Source organism: Mesorhizobium sp. M0663 (assembly GCF_040320585.1).
Classification (GTDB): Bacteria; Pseudomonadota; Alphaproteobacteria; order Rhizobiales; family Rhizobiaceae; genus Mesorhizobium.
Window position 1 is genome coordinate 71301 of record NZ_JAMYPX010000004.1, and the last position, 15583, is coordinate 86883.

16 protein-coding genes are annotated in these 15583 nt (G+C 63.5%); 12 read left to right on the forward strand and 4 right to left on the reverse strand.

Annotated elements, in window-relative coordinates:
* Positions 1-6: 6 nt before the first annotated feature.
* Positions 7-330, reverse strand: a complete 324-nt coding sequence (locus tag NKI54_RS09640) for a hypothetical protein (protein ID WP_352691323.1) — start codon at positions 328-330, stop codon at positions 7-9.
* 202 nt (positions 331-532) lie between these two features.
* Between NKI54_RS09640 and NKI54_RS09645 the strand changes: the two genes are divergently transcribed.
* From NKI54_RS09645 to NKI54_RS09700, 12 genes are read left to right on the forward strand one after another with little or no spacing between them, the layout of a single operon-like run.
* Positions 533-1189 carry a cytochrome c3 family protein gene (locus NKI54_RS09645; protein ID WP_502898208.1) on the forward strand — a complete coding sequence of 219 codons (657 nt, stop codon included), beginning with the start codon at positions 533-535 and terminating at the stop codon, positions 1187-1189.
* Positions 1173-4160, forward strand: a complete 2988-nt coding sequence (locus tag NKI54_RS09650; RefSeq protein WP_352691326.1) for a TAT-variant-translocated molybdopterin oxidoreductase — start codon at positions 1173-1175, stop codon at positions 4158-4160. The genes NKI54_RS09645 and NKI54_RS09650 overlap by 17 nt, the downstream gene beginning before the upstream one ends.
* Entirely contained in the window at positions 4153-5520 is a 1368-nt protein-coding gene (gene nrfD / locus NKI54_RS09655; protein WP_352691330.1) for an NrfD/PsrC family molybdoenzyme membrane anchor subunit, read from the forward strand. The genes NKI54_RS09650 and nrfD overlap by 8 nt, the downstream gene beginning before the upstream one ends.
* A complete protein-coding gene (locus NKI54_RS09660) occupies positions 5517-6044 on the forward strand; it encodes a DUF3341 domain-containing protein (protein ID WP_352457813.1) in 528 nt (175 codons plus the stop codon). The genes nrfD and NKI54_RS09660 overlap by 4 nt, the downstream gene beginning before the upstream one ends.
* 2 nt (positions 6045-6046) lie before the next feature.
* Positions 6047-6580: a c-type cytochrome gene (locus NKI54_RS09665; RefSeq protein WP_352457837.1), complete on the forward strand. Its 534-nt coding sequence runs from the start codon at positions 6047-6049 to the stop codon at positions 6578-6580.
* Positions 6577-7725, forward strand: coding sequence for a hypothetical protein (locus NKI54_RS09670; RefSeq protein WP_352571865.1), 1149 nt, complete (start codon positions 6577-6579; stop codon positions 7723-7725). The genes NKI54_RS09665 and NKI54_RS09670 overlap by 4 nt, the downstream gene beginning before the upstream one ends.
* A complete protein-coding gene (locus NKI54_RS09675) occupies positions 7718-8170 on the forward strand; it encodes a hypothetical protein (protein ID WP_023677086.1) in 453 nt (150 codons plus the stop codon). The genes NKI54_RS09670 and NKI54_RS09675 overlap by 8 nt, the downstream gene beginning before the upstream one ends.
* Positions 8167-8916, forward strand: a complete 750-nt coding sequence (locus NKI54_RS09680; protein WP_352691332.1) for an SCO family protein — start codon at positions 8167-8169, stop codon at positions 8914-8916. Before NKI54_RS09675 ends, NKI54_RS09680 begins: the two co-directional genes overlap by 4 nt.
* A complete protein-coding gene (gene coxB, locus NKI54_RS09685) occupies positions 8913-9884 on the forward strand; it encodes a cytochrome c oxidase subunit II (RefSeq protein ID WP_352691334.1) in 972 nt (323 codons plus the stop codon). The genes NKI54_RS09680 and coxB overlap by 4 nt, the downstream gene beginning before the upstream one ends.
* Entirely contained in the window at positions 9881-11518 is a 1638-nt protein-coding gene (gene ctaD, locus NKI54_RS09690; protein ID WP_352691336.1) for a cytochrome c oxidase subunit I, read from the forward strand. Before coxB ends, ctaD begins: the two co-directional genes overlap by 4 nt.
* On the forward strand, positions 11515-12153 hold the full coding sequence (locus NKI54_RS09695; RefSeq protein WP_352577674.1) for a cytochrome c oxidase subunit 3: 639 nt from the start codon (positions 11515-11517) through the stop codon (positions 12151-12153). The genes ctaD and NKI54_RS09695 overlap by 4 nt, the downstream gene beginning before the upstream one ends.
* A complete protein-coding gene (locus NKI54_RS09700; RefSeq protein ID WP_023677081.1) occupies positions 12150-12404 on the forward strand; it encodes a cytochrome C oxidase subunit IV family protein in 255 nt (84 codons plus the stop codon). Before NKI54_RS09695 ends, NKI54_RS09700 begins: the two co-directional genes overlap by 4 nt.
* Positions 12405-12451: 47 nt before the next feature.
* Here the strand turns inward: NKI54_RS09700 and NKI54_RS09705 are convergent, their stop codons facing one another.
* From NKI54_RS09705 to NKI54_RS09715, 3 genes are all read right to left on the reverse strand, one after another.
* The gene (locus tag NKI54_RS09705) at positions 12452-12739 is read right to left on the reverse strand and encodes a hypothetical protein (RefSeq protein WP_352577673.1); all 288 of its coding nucleotides are present in this window, start codon (positions 12737-12739) and stop codon (positions 12452-12454) included.
* A 479-nt stretch (positions 12740-13218) separates the two neighbouring features.
* Entirely contained in the window at positions 13219-14619 is a 1401-nt protein-coding gene (locus NKI54_RS09710) for a phospholipase D family protein (protein WP_352637313.1), read from the reverse strand.
* Between the two features lie 62 nt (positions 14620-14681).
* Positions 14682-15497 carry an endonuclease/exonuclease/phosphatase family protein gene (locus NKI54_RS09715; RefSeq protein ID WP_502898209.1) on the reverse strand — a complete coding sequence of 272 codons (816 nt, stop codon included), beginning with the start codon at positions 15495-15497 and terminating at the stop codon, positions 14682-14684.
* Positions 15498-15583: the final 86 nt, after the last annotated feature.

A 15583-nucleotide genomic window follows, 5' to 3' on the forward strand; every position in this document is an offset into this window, starting at 1 on the left:
CGGGCGTCAGCTTTTTGGCAGTGCGTAGGCAATGATGTCGTCGCCGATCCTGGTCTCCATGAAATGGTGGCCGCCGGGTGCAAGGGTCGCCAGCCAGGTCAGGACGTAAAGCCATACACCGGCGGCATTGCCGGCAAGCAGCAGGCTGCCGGCGGCCAGCAGGGCGATCCCGGCGGGCAGATTGTACCAGGATCCGCCCAGCGCGATCAGCCAGGCACCGCCCCCTCCGATCAGCAGGCCGAGGATCGTCAGCAGCGCGCCGACGAACATCGTCCACCAGAAGGCAACGCCGGACCGGCGGCGAATGGGATGGGGGTGGGGGATGGTCATGATGCTTATCCGGGTGAAACAGAACGTGACCTCATCCGAACGTATGGAGGGTTCGATGGTTTCCGGTCAGCCCGACCTGATGGGCCAGGGCGGGGTAACCATTCTGTGATCTCCGCTGCTCCAGCCGGAACTTACCCACGCAGCCGCAGTTAGGCACTTTGGGGGGTGAATACGGTTTGCTGGATGCGAAATCGGCGAGGGGATGCCGCAGGTCTTTTCAAGGAGTGCCAACGGCATTTCACGCTTCGCTCTGTGGGGCGCGTGTTTCATGGCGATCTTTGCGGCTCTCGGCGGTACCGCCGTCTTGCGTTCGGACTTCGTCACCGGCGTTGGCCGGCCGTTGGCGCAACAAGTACCGTTCAGCCACAGGCACCATGTCGGCGAGCTCGGCCTCGATTGCCGTTATTGCCATAGCGGCGTCGAGACCGCGTCATCGGCGGGTCTGCCGGCGACCGAGGTGTGCATGACCTGCCATTCGCAGCTGTTCACCAACGCGGATATGCTGGCGCCGATACGGGCAAGCCTTGCTTCCGGGCAGCCATTGCAGTGGCAGCGGGTGAACAGTGTCCCCGACTTCGTCTATTTCAATCATTCGATCCATATCGCTAAAGGCGTCGCCTGCGAGACGTGCCATGGCGAGGTCGACGACATGCCGCTGATGCGGCGGGCGCACGCACTATCGATGGAATGGTGCCTGGCATGCCATCGCGATCCCGAGCCTAATTTGCGTCCGCCGCAGGACGTGTTCCTGATGCACTGGAAGCCACCGGCCGGCATCGCCGAAATCCGCCGGTCACTCATCAGCCTTCTCGATATCCACCCCGAGACCATGACCGACTGTTATGTCTGCCACCGCTGACAAACCGATCGCGGCTCCAGACATGGCCGGCCTGCGCGAACGGCTTTCGCCCGGCCCGGAGCTGTGGCGAAGCCTCGACGAGCTCGCCGATAGGCCGGAATTCCGCCGCTTCGTCGATGCCGAATTTCCCTCGATCGCCGAGCGCATCCCGCGGCTCGACCGGCGCACGCTGCTGAAGCTGATGGGTGCATCGCTGACGCTGGCCGGGCTTGCCGCCTGCAGCCGGGCCGAAGACATCCTGCCTTATATCCGCCAGCCGGAAAACATCGTTCCCGGCAAGCCGCTTTATTACGCGACCACGCTTTCGAGCGATGGCTACGGTATCGGTGCGGTGGTCGAAAGCCATGAGGGCCGGCCGACCAAGGTGGAAGGCAATCCCGACCATCCGGCCTCGCGCGGTGCGACGGACGCCATCATGCAGGCGGCGGTGCTGTCGCTTTTCGACCCCGATCGCTCGCGCATGCCGCTGAAACACGGCGAACCGGCGGCCTATGGCGACTTCCATGCCGACATGGCCGAGCTCACCTCGCGGCTGGCCGGCTCAGGCGGTGCCGGCGCGGCGCTGCTGATCGAGGCGACGACCTCGCCCACCATGAAGGCGCAGCTCGAGGCGCTGCGCGCGCGCTACCCCAGGCTGAGGCTGTTCCGGCACGATCCCCTGGCAACGCCGTCCGGCGCCGAAGCCACGCAGACCCTTTTCGGCAGGGCGCTTGCACCGGTCTACCGGTTCGATCGCGCCGATGCGATTTTCAGTCTCGACGCGGATTTCCTGGGCGAGGGCCCCGGCCGTCTCGCTTACGCCCGTGACTTTGCCGCGCGGCGTCGCGTGCGCCGGGCGGACGATACGATGAGCCGGGTCTATGCGGTGGAATCGACGCCGACGATCACCGGCGCTGCCGCCGATCACCGCAGGCCGGTGCGGCCGAGCGAGGTCGAAGCCGTCGCCGCGGCGCTGAGCGCGGTGCTTGGCGGCGAAGCGGCGCCAAGCGCCTTGGCACTGGACCCGGCCTGGTTGGCTGCCACTGCGGACGACCTGAAGGCGGCCGGCCGCTCGGCGCTGATCGTGCCGGGCGCCCATCAAACACCGTTCGTCCATGCCGCGGCTCTTGCCATGAATGCGCGGCTTGGTGCGCTTGGCAACACCGTGGAACTGATCGAGCCGCCCGACGCGATGCCCATCGAGGGCGACCTCGCTGCACTTTGCCAGGCGATCGCCGCGCGAGATATCGACACCGTTGTCATACTCGGCGCCAATCCTCTCCACACCGCACCTGCGGGGTTCGATGTCCGCGACGTGTTTTCGCAGCTGAAGCTTCTTGTCCACTGGGGTCTCTACCGCGACGAAACCGCCTTCGTCGCACACTGGCATGTCCCTGCTGCGCATGATCTCGAGAGTTGGAGTGACCTGCGCGCCCATGACGGAACCGCGTCGATCGTGCAGCCGCTGATCAGGCCGCTTTACCAGGGGCGGGCGGTGCATGAAATCCTGGCCGTGCTTGGCGGTGAATTAGCTGTTTCTGTGCTGCCGCTCGTCCGCCGGACATGGGCACAAACGACTTGGGCGCAAGCGCTGGACGATCCCGCGTGGCGAAAGGCGCTTCGCGACGGCTTTGTATCCGGCAGTGCCAGCACTCCAGTCGATGTTGCGATGCCGGCGGATTTGCGCGGCCTGAACCCGCGCGTCGAAGCGGCCAAAGGCGTCGAAATCCGTTTCGTCGCCGATCCCTGGCTGCGCGACGGACGCAATGCCAACTCGTCCTGGCTGCAGGAATTGCCGCGGCCACTGAGCAAGATCATCTGGGGCAATGCAGCGCTGATGTCGCCAGCGACGGCGGGGCGGCTTCAGGTGGAAAACGCCCGGGTCGTCAATATCGCCTCGAACGGCACGGACATCGATGCGCCGGTCTGGATCATGCCTGGCCATCCCGACGAGACCGTGACACTTGCTCTGGGCTTCGGCCGGAAGCTCGGTTCGGTGGCAGCACTCGCCGACGGCCACGACGCGTACAGGCTGCGAAGCCTCGAGGCTCCCTGGATCGTCTATGGCGCCACGGTCGCGCCGCGGGACGGCAGTGCGCGGGTCATCACCACGCAACACCATCAGGCGATGGAGGGCAGGGCGATCGTTCGCCATGCCTCGCTCGAGGCCTTCCGCAAAAATCCACACTTCGTGCGCGACGGCGCCCCGCCTGCGCCAACCGGATCGCTCTATCCCGACTGGCAATACAGCCAGGAAGCCTGGGGCATGTCGATCGACCAGTCGGCATGCATCGGCTGCATGGCTTGCGTTTCTGCCTGCCAGGCGGAAAACAACATCGCCACCGTCGGGCCGGACGAGTCGGCACTCGGCCATGAGATGCATTGGCTGCGGATCGACCGCTACTACTCCGGCCCGCTCGACGATCCCGACGTCTTTTTCCAGCCGGTGCCTTGCATGCATTGCGAGAAGGCGCCGTGCGAGGTCGTCTGTCCGGTCAACGCCACCACCCACACCCATGACGGGCTGAACGCGCAGGTCTACAACCGCTGCATCGGCACGCGCTACTGCTCGCAGAACTGCCCCTACAAGGTGCGGCGCTTCAACTTCCTGGACTTCCAGGAATTCGACAAGGATGCGGCCGGACCGGAACAGGCCGCGCACAATCCAGACGTCAGCGTCCGTTCGCGCGGTGTGATGGAAAAATGCACCTACTGCGTCCAGCGCATTTCCGAAAAACGCATCAAGGCGCAGATCGAAAACCGCCACATCGCCGACGGCGAAGTGGTGACCGCCTGTCAGCAGGCCTGCCCGACACAGGCGATCGTTTTCGGGGACCTCAACAGCAAGGGCGCCGCTGTCGTGCAGGAAAAAGCAGCGCCGCAACACTACGCCTTGCTCGAGGACCTCAACACGCGACCCCGCACCACCTATCTCGGCAAGATCAGGAATATCAACGGCCGTCTCTCGCCAGGCGGGAAAGCCGATGGCTGAGGCTATTGCTGGAAAACCGGGCGCACTGCCCGTTCTGCGCGGCCGGCACGACCTTCCGGAGATCAGCGGCCGTATCAGTGCGATCGTCCTCGACGGCAGGCTGCCGCGCTATTTCTGGACCGCGTTTTTCGCCTGCTTCGTCTTCGTCCTCATCTTTCTCTATTCGATTACCTATCTGATCTCGGTCGGCGTTGGCGCCTATGGCGTCAACATTCCGGTTGTCTGGGGCACGATGATTGGCAATTTCGTCTGGTGGATTGGCATCGGCCATGCCGGCACGCTGATCTCGGCGGTGCTTCTGCTTCTGCGCCAACCATGGCGCGCCTCGATCAACCGCTTTGCCGAGGCGATGACGCTGTTTGCCGTGGCGATGGCGGGGCTTTTCCCGATCCTGCATCTCGGCCGCCCGTGGTTCTTCTACTGGCTGCTGCCGCTACCCAACACGCATATGCATTGGCCGCAATGGCGCAGCCCACTGGTCTGGGATTTCGCGGCGATCGCCACCTATGCCAGCGTTTCGCTGATGTTCTGGTATATGGGCCTGCTGCCCGATCTCGCCGTCCTGCGCGACCGGGCGAAATCGCGCCCGGCGCAGCTGTTCTACGGGATACTGGCGCTCGGCTGGCGCGGTTCGGCCTTTCATTGGGCGCGCTACCAGACGGTCTATTTCCTGATGGCGGCACTGGCCACGCCGCTGGTCGTCTCGGTGCATTCGATCGTCTCGCTCGACTTCACCTTCGCCATCACGCCGGGCTTCCATTCGACTATCTTTCCTCCCTATTTCGTTGCCGGCGCGCTGCTGTCCGGCTTCGCCATGGTGCTTACCATCGCCATCCCGCTGCGCTGGGCGTTTTCGGTCCAGGATCTGATCACGCTGCGGCACATGGACAATGCCGCCAAGCTGATGATCGCCGCCGGCATGATCGTCATCTACGGCTATGCCTCCGAGGCTTTCTTCGCCTGGTATTCGGGCGAAACCTATGAGCGCACGATGATGTGGCAGCGCGCCTTCGGACCTTATGCGCCGCTGTTCTGGACCATGCTCGCCTGCAACGGCGCTGTTTTGCAATTGCTCTGGTTCCGCCGGGTGCGCCTCAACATGGCGGTGCTGTTCGCCATTGCCCTGATCATCAATGTCGGCATGTGGGTCGAGCGCTACGTCATCGTCGTCACCGGGCCAAGCCGCGATTACCTGCCGTCGTCCTGGGGCGAACAATCACTGAGATGGCTCGACTTCGGCATCCTGTTCGGCTCGATCGGCACCTTCTTCGCATTGGTCTTCCTGTTCATCCGCGTCCTGCCGGCCATCACCATTTTCGAGGTCGAGGAGCTGGCCAGGGAGAGGGGCGGCGCAAGATGAGCCTTTACGGCGTCATTGCGGCTTTCGCCGATCCCGAAGCGCTGACCGAGGCGGTCCGCACCATGCGGGCGCGCGGCTACCGGCGCATGGACGCGTTCTCGCCGTTCCATGTGCATGGGCTGGCCGACATGCTCGGCATGCGCAAGACGCGCTTGCCATGGGCCATCCTTGGCGGCGCCGTCGCCGGCGCGGTGTTTGTCTATGGCCTGATCCTCTATTCGGTCGAGATCGATTTTCCGCTCAATGTCGGCGGCCGGCCGCTGCATTCCTGGCCGGCCTTTCTCGTCATCGCCTTCGAGGCCGCGATACTTGGCGCTGCGCTGGCCGCATTCTTCGGCATGCTGGCCGCCAATCGCCTGCCCGAATATTACCACCCGGTCTTCAACGCCACGAGCTTCACCTATGCGCGCGGCGGCAAGTTCTATCTGCTCGTCGAGGCCGCCGATCCGAAGTTCCGCAAGGGCGTGACCAAGGGCCAGCTGACACGGCTCGGCGCCGAAACCGTCGAGGAGGTGGAGGCGTGAACATGCGCACGATCCTGCTGTCGGCAGCCTTGCTGGTCGCCGGCTGCCGGCAGGACATGGAGGACCAGCCGCGCTACGATCCGCTCGAAAGCAGCAACCAATTCGCCGACGGCATGTCGGCGCGGGCGCCGGTCGAGGACACAGTCGCACGCGATGCCGATCTTTCGCCGGTACCCGACACTTTTCCCTATCCGGTCACGATGACGCTGCTGCGGCGAGGCCAGCAACGCTTCGACATCTTCTGTTCGCCTTGCCACGGCCGCGCCGGCGACGGCCACGGCATGATCGTCGAGCGGGGCTTTCCGGCGCCGCCGACCTATCACCAGGACGCGTTGCGCAAGGCGAGCGACAGGCATTTCTACGACGTCATCAGCAACGGCTATGGCGCCATGTATTCCTACGCGGCGCGTGTCCCGCCTGCCGACCGCTGGGCGATCGTCGCCTATATCCGCGCCCTGCAATATTCGCGCGATGCACCAATTGCCGAGCTGCCGGAAAGCCTCCGCGCCGAGCTCAATGCGGAGCCGGATCGATGATGCGGGCGATGATGCGGCTTGCCGCCGAACGTTTGATTCTGCCGGCGCTTGCTGTGGCCGCCGTCGGACTTGTGCTTTGCGCCACGGGATTGGCCTTCGACTTCAGAGCCACATTGGCCGGCTGGCTGCCTGCGGCGCTCTTCCTGCTCGGCCTGCCGCTCGGGGCGCTGACCATCCTGATCGTGCATGGGCTGACCGGCGGCCGCTGGGGCGAGGCAATCCGCCAGCCGCTGCGCGCTCTCGTCGCGACGCTGCCGCTGGCGCTGCTTCTGCTGCTGCCGGTTCTGCTCAGGCTCGACCTGGTCTTTCCCTGGGCGAGTGCCGACGCGGCTGCATTGCCCGAGACGGTGCGCCAGAAATTCTCTTATCTGAACGTTCCGTTCTTTTTGCTGCGCTTTGCCGCCTGCGCCGCGATCTGGCTGGTGGTGGCGTGGCGCGTGCTTGACTGGACAACGACCGATAGCGGCCGTGGCAGCGCCGGCCGCGGCAAGGCCTATGCCGCTGGATTGATTGCGCATGGGCTGGCGGTCACGATCTTTGCCATCGATTGGATGCTCTCGCTTGAGCCGGAGTTCTCCTCGACCATCTATGCGCTGCTGGAAGCGTCCGCCGAAGTCGTTGGCGCTTACGCCCTGGCGATGACGGTACTGTGCGTGAACCGCTCGATCGAGGTCATGCCGGGCGGCGAGGAGGATGTCGCGCTCGGCGAGGATTTGGCCAACATGCTGTTCGGCTTCGTGTTGCTCTGGACTTACCTGTCGTTCATGCAATGGCTGGTGACCTGGGGCGGCGACCTGCCGAACGAGATCCGTTGGTACCTCATCCGCAGCAGCAATGGCTGGCAGTATCTGCTCTGGCTGCTGATTGCGCTGCAATTCGCGGTCCCCTTTGCCGGGCTGCTCAGCCGGGATCTGAAGCGCAGCCATGCCGGCCTGCTGTCGATCTGCGGCATCGTGCTGGCCGGCCACTACGTCGATGTCCTGTGGCGGATCAGACCGCCGTTGGCGGACGGTAATGTGATCGCATTCTGGTACGATCTTGCCGCGCTGGCAGGAGCTGGCGGCCTCTGGCTTGCGCTGCTGCTTTTCGCGCTTGGCCGGCCGGACCGGATCGCCCTCTGGTGCCGGAGGCCGGTCCATGGCTAGGGCAGCCCGCCATCCCGAAACGCGCGACGTCTGGCCGGGCGCGCTGCTTGCCTTCGCGGCCGGCCTGCTGCTGCTCCTGGCCGCAACAGTCATCGTCCTCGGGCTCGTCTTCGACACCAGGCCGTTCGGGCCGCTGCCGGGGCCATCATCGGTCGGCAACCGGGCCAGTCCAGCCTTGCAGCGCTTTCCAGAAGACGACCTCGCTGCCTTCCGCAAGGCGGAGGAGCAGGAGCTGAACAAGGTCGGCTGGGTCGACCGCACCGCCGGCATTGCCCGCATTCCGATCGAGGACGCCATGTGGGCGATCGTCAGCCATGGTTTGCCGAACTGGGGGCAGCCGGCGCCGGCCGCCGGCGCCGACTGCCGATTGGTCGAGGCCGAGATACCACGCGCGCCACAGGCCGCGCGCTGCCGGACCGCGCCAGGCCAGGGAGGCCGGCCGTGAAGGCCTGGCTAACCGCTTTTTCCATTCTCGCGGCACTGCCGGCCATGGCTTTCGCACGCCCGGCCTTCGATCCCGAGATCGGCGCGCAGCTCAGCCTCGACCGGGTGTTTCGCGATGCGTCCGGCGAGCAGCGCACGATCGGCCAAATGCTTGCCGGCCGGCCGGCGCTGCTGATTTTCGGCTACGACAAATGCCCGAACCTTTGTGGTGTGACCCAACAGGCGGTCGCCTCGGATTTGAAAAAGACCTCGCTCGACCCCGACACCTATCGCGCTTTGTTCGTCTCGATCGATGCCGCCGACACGCCCGAAGATGCGGGCGATGCGCAAGCCACGGTCGCCGCGGCGGCCGACGCGAGGAACCTGTCGGCGTGGCGGTTCCTGACCAGTGCCGACGGCGCCGGCGGCGCCCTTGCCGCGGAAGCCGGCATCAGTTTCGACACCCGCGCCAGGATCGACCAATTCGCCCATCCGATCGCGGTCATCGCGCTGACGCCAAAAGGCCGGATAGCGCAGGTGCTGCCGGCGCTGAGCTTCACGCCGCGCGATCTTGAGCTTGCCCTTGTCGAGGCATCTTCCGGCAGGCTCGGCTCGATCGCCGATCATGTCTTCCTGCTCTGCGCCGGCTTCGATGCGTCCAAGGGGCGATATACGCCGGCGATCTGGGCTGCGTTGAAGCTCGCCAGCATCGTCATGGTGGTGGGGTTGGCGACGGCCATACTGCTGGCGCGCGGGAGGCGGGCGTGAGCTTCGGCATCCGGTTTTTCCCGCAGGAAGCCTCGTCCATCGCAGGCAGCGTCGATGCCTTGTTCTACACATTGCTGGCTTTCGCACTCGCGCTCGGCCTGTTCCTGACCGTTCTCGTTGTCGGCTACGCCGTCAAATATCGTATCGGCTCCGCAGCCGACCGTACAGGGGCGCGTGCCCGCAGCCTGCCGCTGGAGATGACGTGGACCATTGCCAGCCTGGTGATGGCCTTCATCTTCTTCGGCTGGGGCGCAGTCCTTTTTGTCCGGCGCGACCGTCCGCCACCGGACGCCGTCGAGATCGCCGGCCTCGGCAAGCAATGGATGTGGGAATTCCGCCATCCCGGCGGCCAGCGCGAGATCAACGAGCTGCACGTGCCGGTCGGCAAGGCGGTGGTGGTGTCGCTGGCATCACAGGACGTCATCCACTCCTTCTACGTGCCAGCCTTTCGGGTCAAGCAGGATGCCGTTCCCGGACGCACGGCCAATGTCTGGTTCATCGCCACGCAGCCGGGGCGTTATCACCTGTTCTGCGCCGAATATTGCGGCACGCAGCATTCCGAGATGGGCGGCTGGGTGACGGTGCTGGCGCCGGAGCAATATGCATCATGGCTCGGCAGTCAAGGTGAAGGCGAAAGCCTTGCCACGAGCGGCGGGAAACTGTTCCGCGCGCTCGGCTGCTCCGGCTGTCACGGCAATTCCAGCAAGGTGCGGGCGCCCGGCCTCGATGGGGTTTTCGGCCAGCCGGTGGCGTTGGCCAACCGGCAGACGGTCATCGCCGACGAACGCTATCTGCGCGATTCGATCCTTGTCCCGAACAAGGAAATCGCCGCCGGCTACCAGCCGGTGATGCCGAGCTTCGACGGTCTCGTTGACGAAGCCGAACTGCAGATGCTGATGGCCTATCTCAAATCCCTTTCGCTCCAATCTCCCTCGTTCCCGGCGGCAAAAAACGAGGCGCCGCAATGAGCAGCGATTTGGCGTCGGCAAACTATCTCGCAGAAGGTGCCGGGCCGCGCTCCTGGCTGCTGACAACCGACCACAAACGGGTGGCGTGGCTCTATTTCGTCTCGCTGACGACCTTCTTCTTCCTCGGCGGAACCTTTGCCGTGCTGATGCGCATCGAGCTTGCGAGTCCGGCCGGTGACCTGGTCTCCGACGATGTCTACAACCGGCTGTTTTCGCTGCACGGCATCATCATGGTGTGGTTCTTCCTGGTGCCGTCGATCCCGGCAACGCTCGGCAATTTCCTGCTGCCGCTGATGATCGGCGCGCGCGACCTCGCCTTTCCCCGGCTCAACCTGGCAAGCTGGTACGTCTTCATGTTCGGCAGCCTGTTCGCGCTCGCCTCGGTGGTTTTGGGCGGCGTCGACACCGGCTGGACCTTCTACACGCCGCTGTCGACGCTCTATGCCAACGGGTTTGTCTCGACCGCGGCATTCGGCGTTTTCATCGTCGGCTTTTCGACGATCATGACCGGTATCAATTTCATCGTCACCGTCCACACCTTGCGAGCGCCTGGCCTCACCTGGTTCCGGCTGCCGATCTTCGTCTGGACGCTGTACGCCACCAGCCTGGTGATGGTGCTGGCGACGCCGGTGCTTGCAGCATCGCTGATCCTCATCGTGCTGGAGCGCGTCTTCGGCATCGGCATCTTCAATCCCGACCTCGGCGGCGATCCGCTGCTGTTCCAGCATCTGTTCTGGTTCTACTCGCACCCCGCCGTCTACATCATGATCCTGCCAGGCATGGGAGTGGTCTCGGAAGTGCTGCCTTGCTTTAGCCGCCGGCCGCTGTTCGGCTACAAGGCCGTCTCCCTGGCTTCGATGGCGATCGCCGTCTTCGGCTTTCTCGTCTGGGGCCACCACATGTTCGTCAGCGGGCAGTCGGCCTATGCCGGCGTGGTGTTTTCGTTCCTGTCCTTCTGCGTCGCGATCCCATCGGCGATAAAGGTCTTCAACTGGAGCCTGACGCTGCGCAAGGGCGAAATCAGCTTCGAGACGCCGATGCTTTATGCGCTGTTCTTCCTGGCATTGTTCACCTTCGGCGGGCTGGCCGGCCTTTTCCTTGCCGCGCTCGCCATCGACGTCCACGTTCACGACACCTATTTCGTCGTCGCCCATTTCCACTACATCATGGTAGGCGGCATGGTGACCGCCTACATGGCAGGGCTGCATTTCTGGTGGCCGAAACTCACCGGCCGAATGTATTCGGAGGTTTGGGGCCGTATAGCCGCGGCTGTGACCTTCATCGGCTTCAACCTGACCTTTTTTCCGCAATATGTGCTCGGCTTTCTGGGCATGCCGCGGCGCTACCATACCTATCCGCCGGAATTCGCTTTCTGGCACATCCTGTCGTCGGCTGGCGCCGTGGTGCTGGCGATTGGCTATCTGATGCCGCTCCTCTACTTGGCATGGTCGCTGTTTCGAGGCGCGCAGGCGCCGGCCAATCCGTGGCGAGCGACCGGGTTGGAATGGCAAACAAGCTCGCCGCCGCCAGCGCATAATTTCGATCGCATGCCGACCGTCACCAGACCAGCCTACGACTATCCGATGAAAGGCCTGACCGAGAAACGGTCGGACCCGGTGGAGGATCTGGTTTGAAGTCACCAACGACAAGCATCGCCTTCGACCGGCCGGCTCGCGAAACGGCAGCCGACAGCTTCGCCATGTGGGTGTTCATCGGCTCCGAGGTGATGCTGTTCGGCGCCATCCTGCTCGTCTTCATGTTTGCCCGGTTGAGTTATGGCGACGCCTTCGCCGGCGCGGCGAAGCATCTGTCGCTGCCGTTGGGCACGGCCAACACCGTCGTCCTGATCACCAGCAGTTTCGCTATGGCGCTCGCCCATATGTACACGGCCGCGCGGCGATGGCGCGCCGCTGGCTGGGCATTGGCTGCGACGGCGCTGCTCGGCGTCGTCTTCCTGGCCATCAAGGCGACGGAGTACGCCAGGGAATTCAGCGAAGGGCTGGCGCCGGTGCTCGGCGCACCTTTCATCTATAAGGGCCCGGATACTGTTCATGCCGAATTCTTCTTCGGCCTCTATTTCGCGATGACGTCACTGCACGCCTTGCATCTGATTTGCGGCGTAATCGTCATCGGCGGCATCCTCGCGCTGTGGCCACGCACGATCGAGGCCAGCCGGTTCCGGCGCGTGCAGGCAATCGGCCTCTATTGGCATTTCGTCGATATCGTCTGGGTCTTCCTGTTCCCCGTCCTCTATCTGATCAACAGATGAGCGAGTTCCGCAAACTCACGCTTGCTTATATCGGGCTTTTAGCCTTGCTGGCCCTGACCGTCGGCTCGTCCTTCCTCGCGCTCGGCGGCTTCAATTCGGCACTCAATCTGGTGATCGCCGCGGCCAAGACCGCCGTCATCGCCATCCTGTTCATGCATCTGGCCAGCGACGGCGTCCTGCCGCGTCTTGCGGTCGCTGCTGCCGGGTTTTGGCTGATGATCCTGTTCGGGCTGACGCTGATCGGACAATAGGCCGAAGCGGCGCACCTCGTGATGCCTTGCCTGCGCTCGGACCGGCCTTACAGGGCCGGCATTTGCTCGGCCGCCGACGTAGAAATCTTTTGGCCATGGCCGTTGAGTTGCCTGGCCTCGTCCTCGGCTGCGTCTTCGAGCTTGGCGACGAGCAGATCCTTGAGGTCGCCAACCTCTTCCTCGATGTCTTCGATGGGTACGCCGGCGTCGGCCGCCTCTTCCTTGCATTCCCTGGCGAGGATTTCCGCCTCCCTTTCAAGCTTGATCGGAGGCGGCGGCACATGAACGTTTTCGTGGATCCAGTCCTGCAAGAATTCTATCGCACTGTCGCTCATGGCGCTCACCTATAGCGGCAACCCTGTAGTGCACATTAACGTACGTGTTGCAAAATGGATGCTTGGCAACGCCGGATTTCGGGTAGCGATACTTGACGATAGCGTGATCGCTTAGGAACTGGAGCTTCTGCAGCCAAATGGAATCACTTGGCGTCGCGGAATTGCGTCTAACCAGACAGTTGGAGCGGGATCTAATTTGAAAGCATCCCGCCCTAAGACGTGTTGCGCCGACGCGCCGGTGTTGCTCGATTCGGATCGCTTGTCGGCCGACCATCGTCATCGGCAGCAGCCGGTCGTGTCGGCCGCTCAGCGGCGCGGTCGGCGCGCATTTTGCGTTTATGCGCCATCCAGAACGGCAAGAGCTCGGCAAGAAAACTGTATATCGTGGTCTTCATCGGCATGCTCCGGACAACGGTTACAACTCGTGGTCCCGCATTTCCGTTCCGACAAAGAGTTGCGTTCCGACAAATCCGTCGCTTCTATAATTGCGATTCGATCGGCAGGCAGCCAACCAACGCTGCAACGATACGCCGATAGAGACTGGCCTCCGGTTCACGCGAACATTGCCGCATCTCGCCATCCGCGATGCCGAGCCACCGCACGGCGCCTTTGTCCAGGACCAGTTGATAGCTCGTCTGCGGCGACTTTTCGTGCTCGAACAGCCGGCGCAACTCCATCACCAGATTGGCATCGTGGAAAAGCACGCCCATTTCCGCATTCAACGACACCGAACGCGGATCGAAATTGAAGGAACCGACAAACCCGAGCGTATCGTCGACCGTGAAGGCCTTGGTATGGAGGCTGGCTCCCTTTGAGCCGAAAACGGAGATGTTGGCCTGGCGGTTGAAGGGTTGCAATTCGAAAAGCTGGATACCTTTTTTAAGCAGCTTGCGGCGGTATTTGGCATAAGCGCCGTGCACTGCGGCGACGTCCGTCGCGGCGAGCGAGTTGGTCAGGATTGCAACCTCGGCGCCACGGTCCACCAGCTTCGACAGGATGGCCAACCCGGTGCGGCCGGGGATGAAATAGGGCGAGACGATTTCGAGCCGCTGTCTGGTCGCCGCGATAGCGGGAAGCAGCTCCTTGGTCAGCCAGTTCCTGCGCCGCTTGCCGCGCACCTTTTCCGGCGGATCGGAAATGACGCGAACGCCTTTCGTCCAGCAGACCTCGTTATGCGCCGCAATGAACTCCGTGATCGTGCGCCAGGCACTGAGGCTGTTCAAAAGCTGGCCGTCCATCGACGCATCGAGATTATCGAGGAAATCGGCGCGCGAGCCCACCGCAGCCGGGTTGAGCAGCTGGATCGGCTTTGCCGCCTCGCAATTCCAGAACGCCTCGAAGATCTGCATCGTCTGCCCAACGGCAGGACCGAGAAGCAACAGGTCGAGATCACGGAAATTTGTCTCCGCGGCGTCGAAATAGGCATCGCCGATATTTCTTCCTCCGACGATGGCCAGGCTCCCGTCCGCGATCCAGGCCTTGTTGTGCATGCGGCGGGTCATCGCAAACAGCCGGGCGACCATCTCCAGCGAGCGAAAGATGCTGCCGTTCCTCATGCCGCTGGGGTTGAACAGCCTCAGCTCGATGTTCTTGTAGCTGTTGAGCGCCAGGTAAGCGGCGTCGCTGTTGCGCGGATTTATATCGTCCAGCAGCATGCGGACGCGGACACCGCGCTCCGCCGCCCTGACGACCTCTTGCATCAGCAGCCGGCCGCTATGGTCGTCGTGCCAGAGATAGTACATCAGGTCGAGGCTGCTGGTGGCACTGCGCGCGGCAAGGATTCGTGCGGCAAATGCATCATAATTGTCGGCGATCAGCAGCAGCCCGCTATCGCCGGCCGCGATCTTGTCCCGGGCAACCCGCGAAATGGCCGTATCCATGAAATACACCGGCAAATATCAGCGAAGCAAACGATCTGAATCTGACTAACAACCCTCCAGGTTCATTCTGGTTGCAGTCGCGGCTGCCTTATCGCGTCAAGGTTCAGGCGGGCCTTGATGGGCAGATGGTCGGAGGCGCGCTGCGCCAGCGGCGTCTTGTGCACCTCGATGCTGGAAATCAGGTGCGGCGGCCTGGCCAGAATGCGGTCGAGCGCAAACAGCGGAAAGCGCGACGGAAAGCTCGGCAGAACCGCATCGATCGGACCGAAATGCGGCAGCAGGGCCAGCAGCGAAGACCTGTTGCGGACCCGCCATTCGTTGAGGTCGCCGAGCAGGATTGTTGGCCGCAGAACCGGGTGCGTGGCTTCGACAAGTTCGTTGGCTTGCTGCGAGCGCGAGCGCCGCAGCAAGCCGAAATGCGCGGCTATAATCCTGAGCGAGACGCCCTTCAGCTCCAGGTCCGCGATGACCGCGCCGCGCGGCTCCAGGCCGGGCAGCCGGATCTGGTTCACGCTTTCGACCACGCCGCGGCGTGCCAGGATCAGATTTCCATGCCAGCCATGGCTGCGGCGGTTTTCCGGGATGTGTGTGGGGACGAGGTCGCTGTCGCGCTCGAGTGCTGCGAGATCCAGCAATCCCTGCCTGCTTCCGGTTCTTTCGTCGGCCTCCTGCAAAGCAATGATATCGGCGTCGAGTTCCTTGACCACGGCCGCGACCCGCTCCGGATCGAACCTGCCGTCGGTGCCGACGCATTTATGCACATTGTAGGATGCGACCGTAGTGCATGAAATTTCATTGCCGGGTGCCGCAAACCGCGGCACTTCCCTTCGCAGCGCAGCGCCAAGCGACCTTGGGAGGGTAGGCGATCGATCCAGCATGTGGTCCATTTGCTGTTGAGTCGGCGAGTGGCGGCCATTGCGATTATGGCGCGTGCGGAGGTCTGAAACAACGACGACCTTGCAGA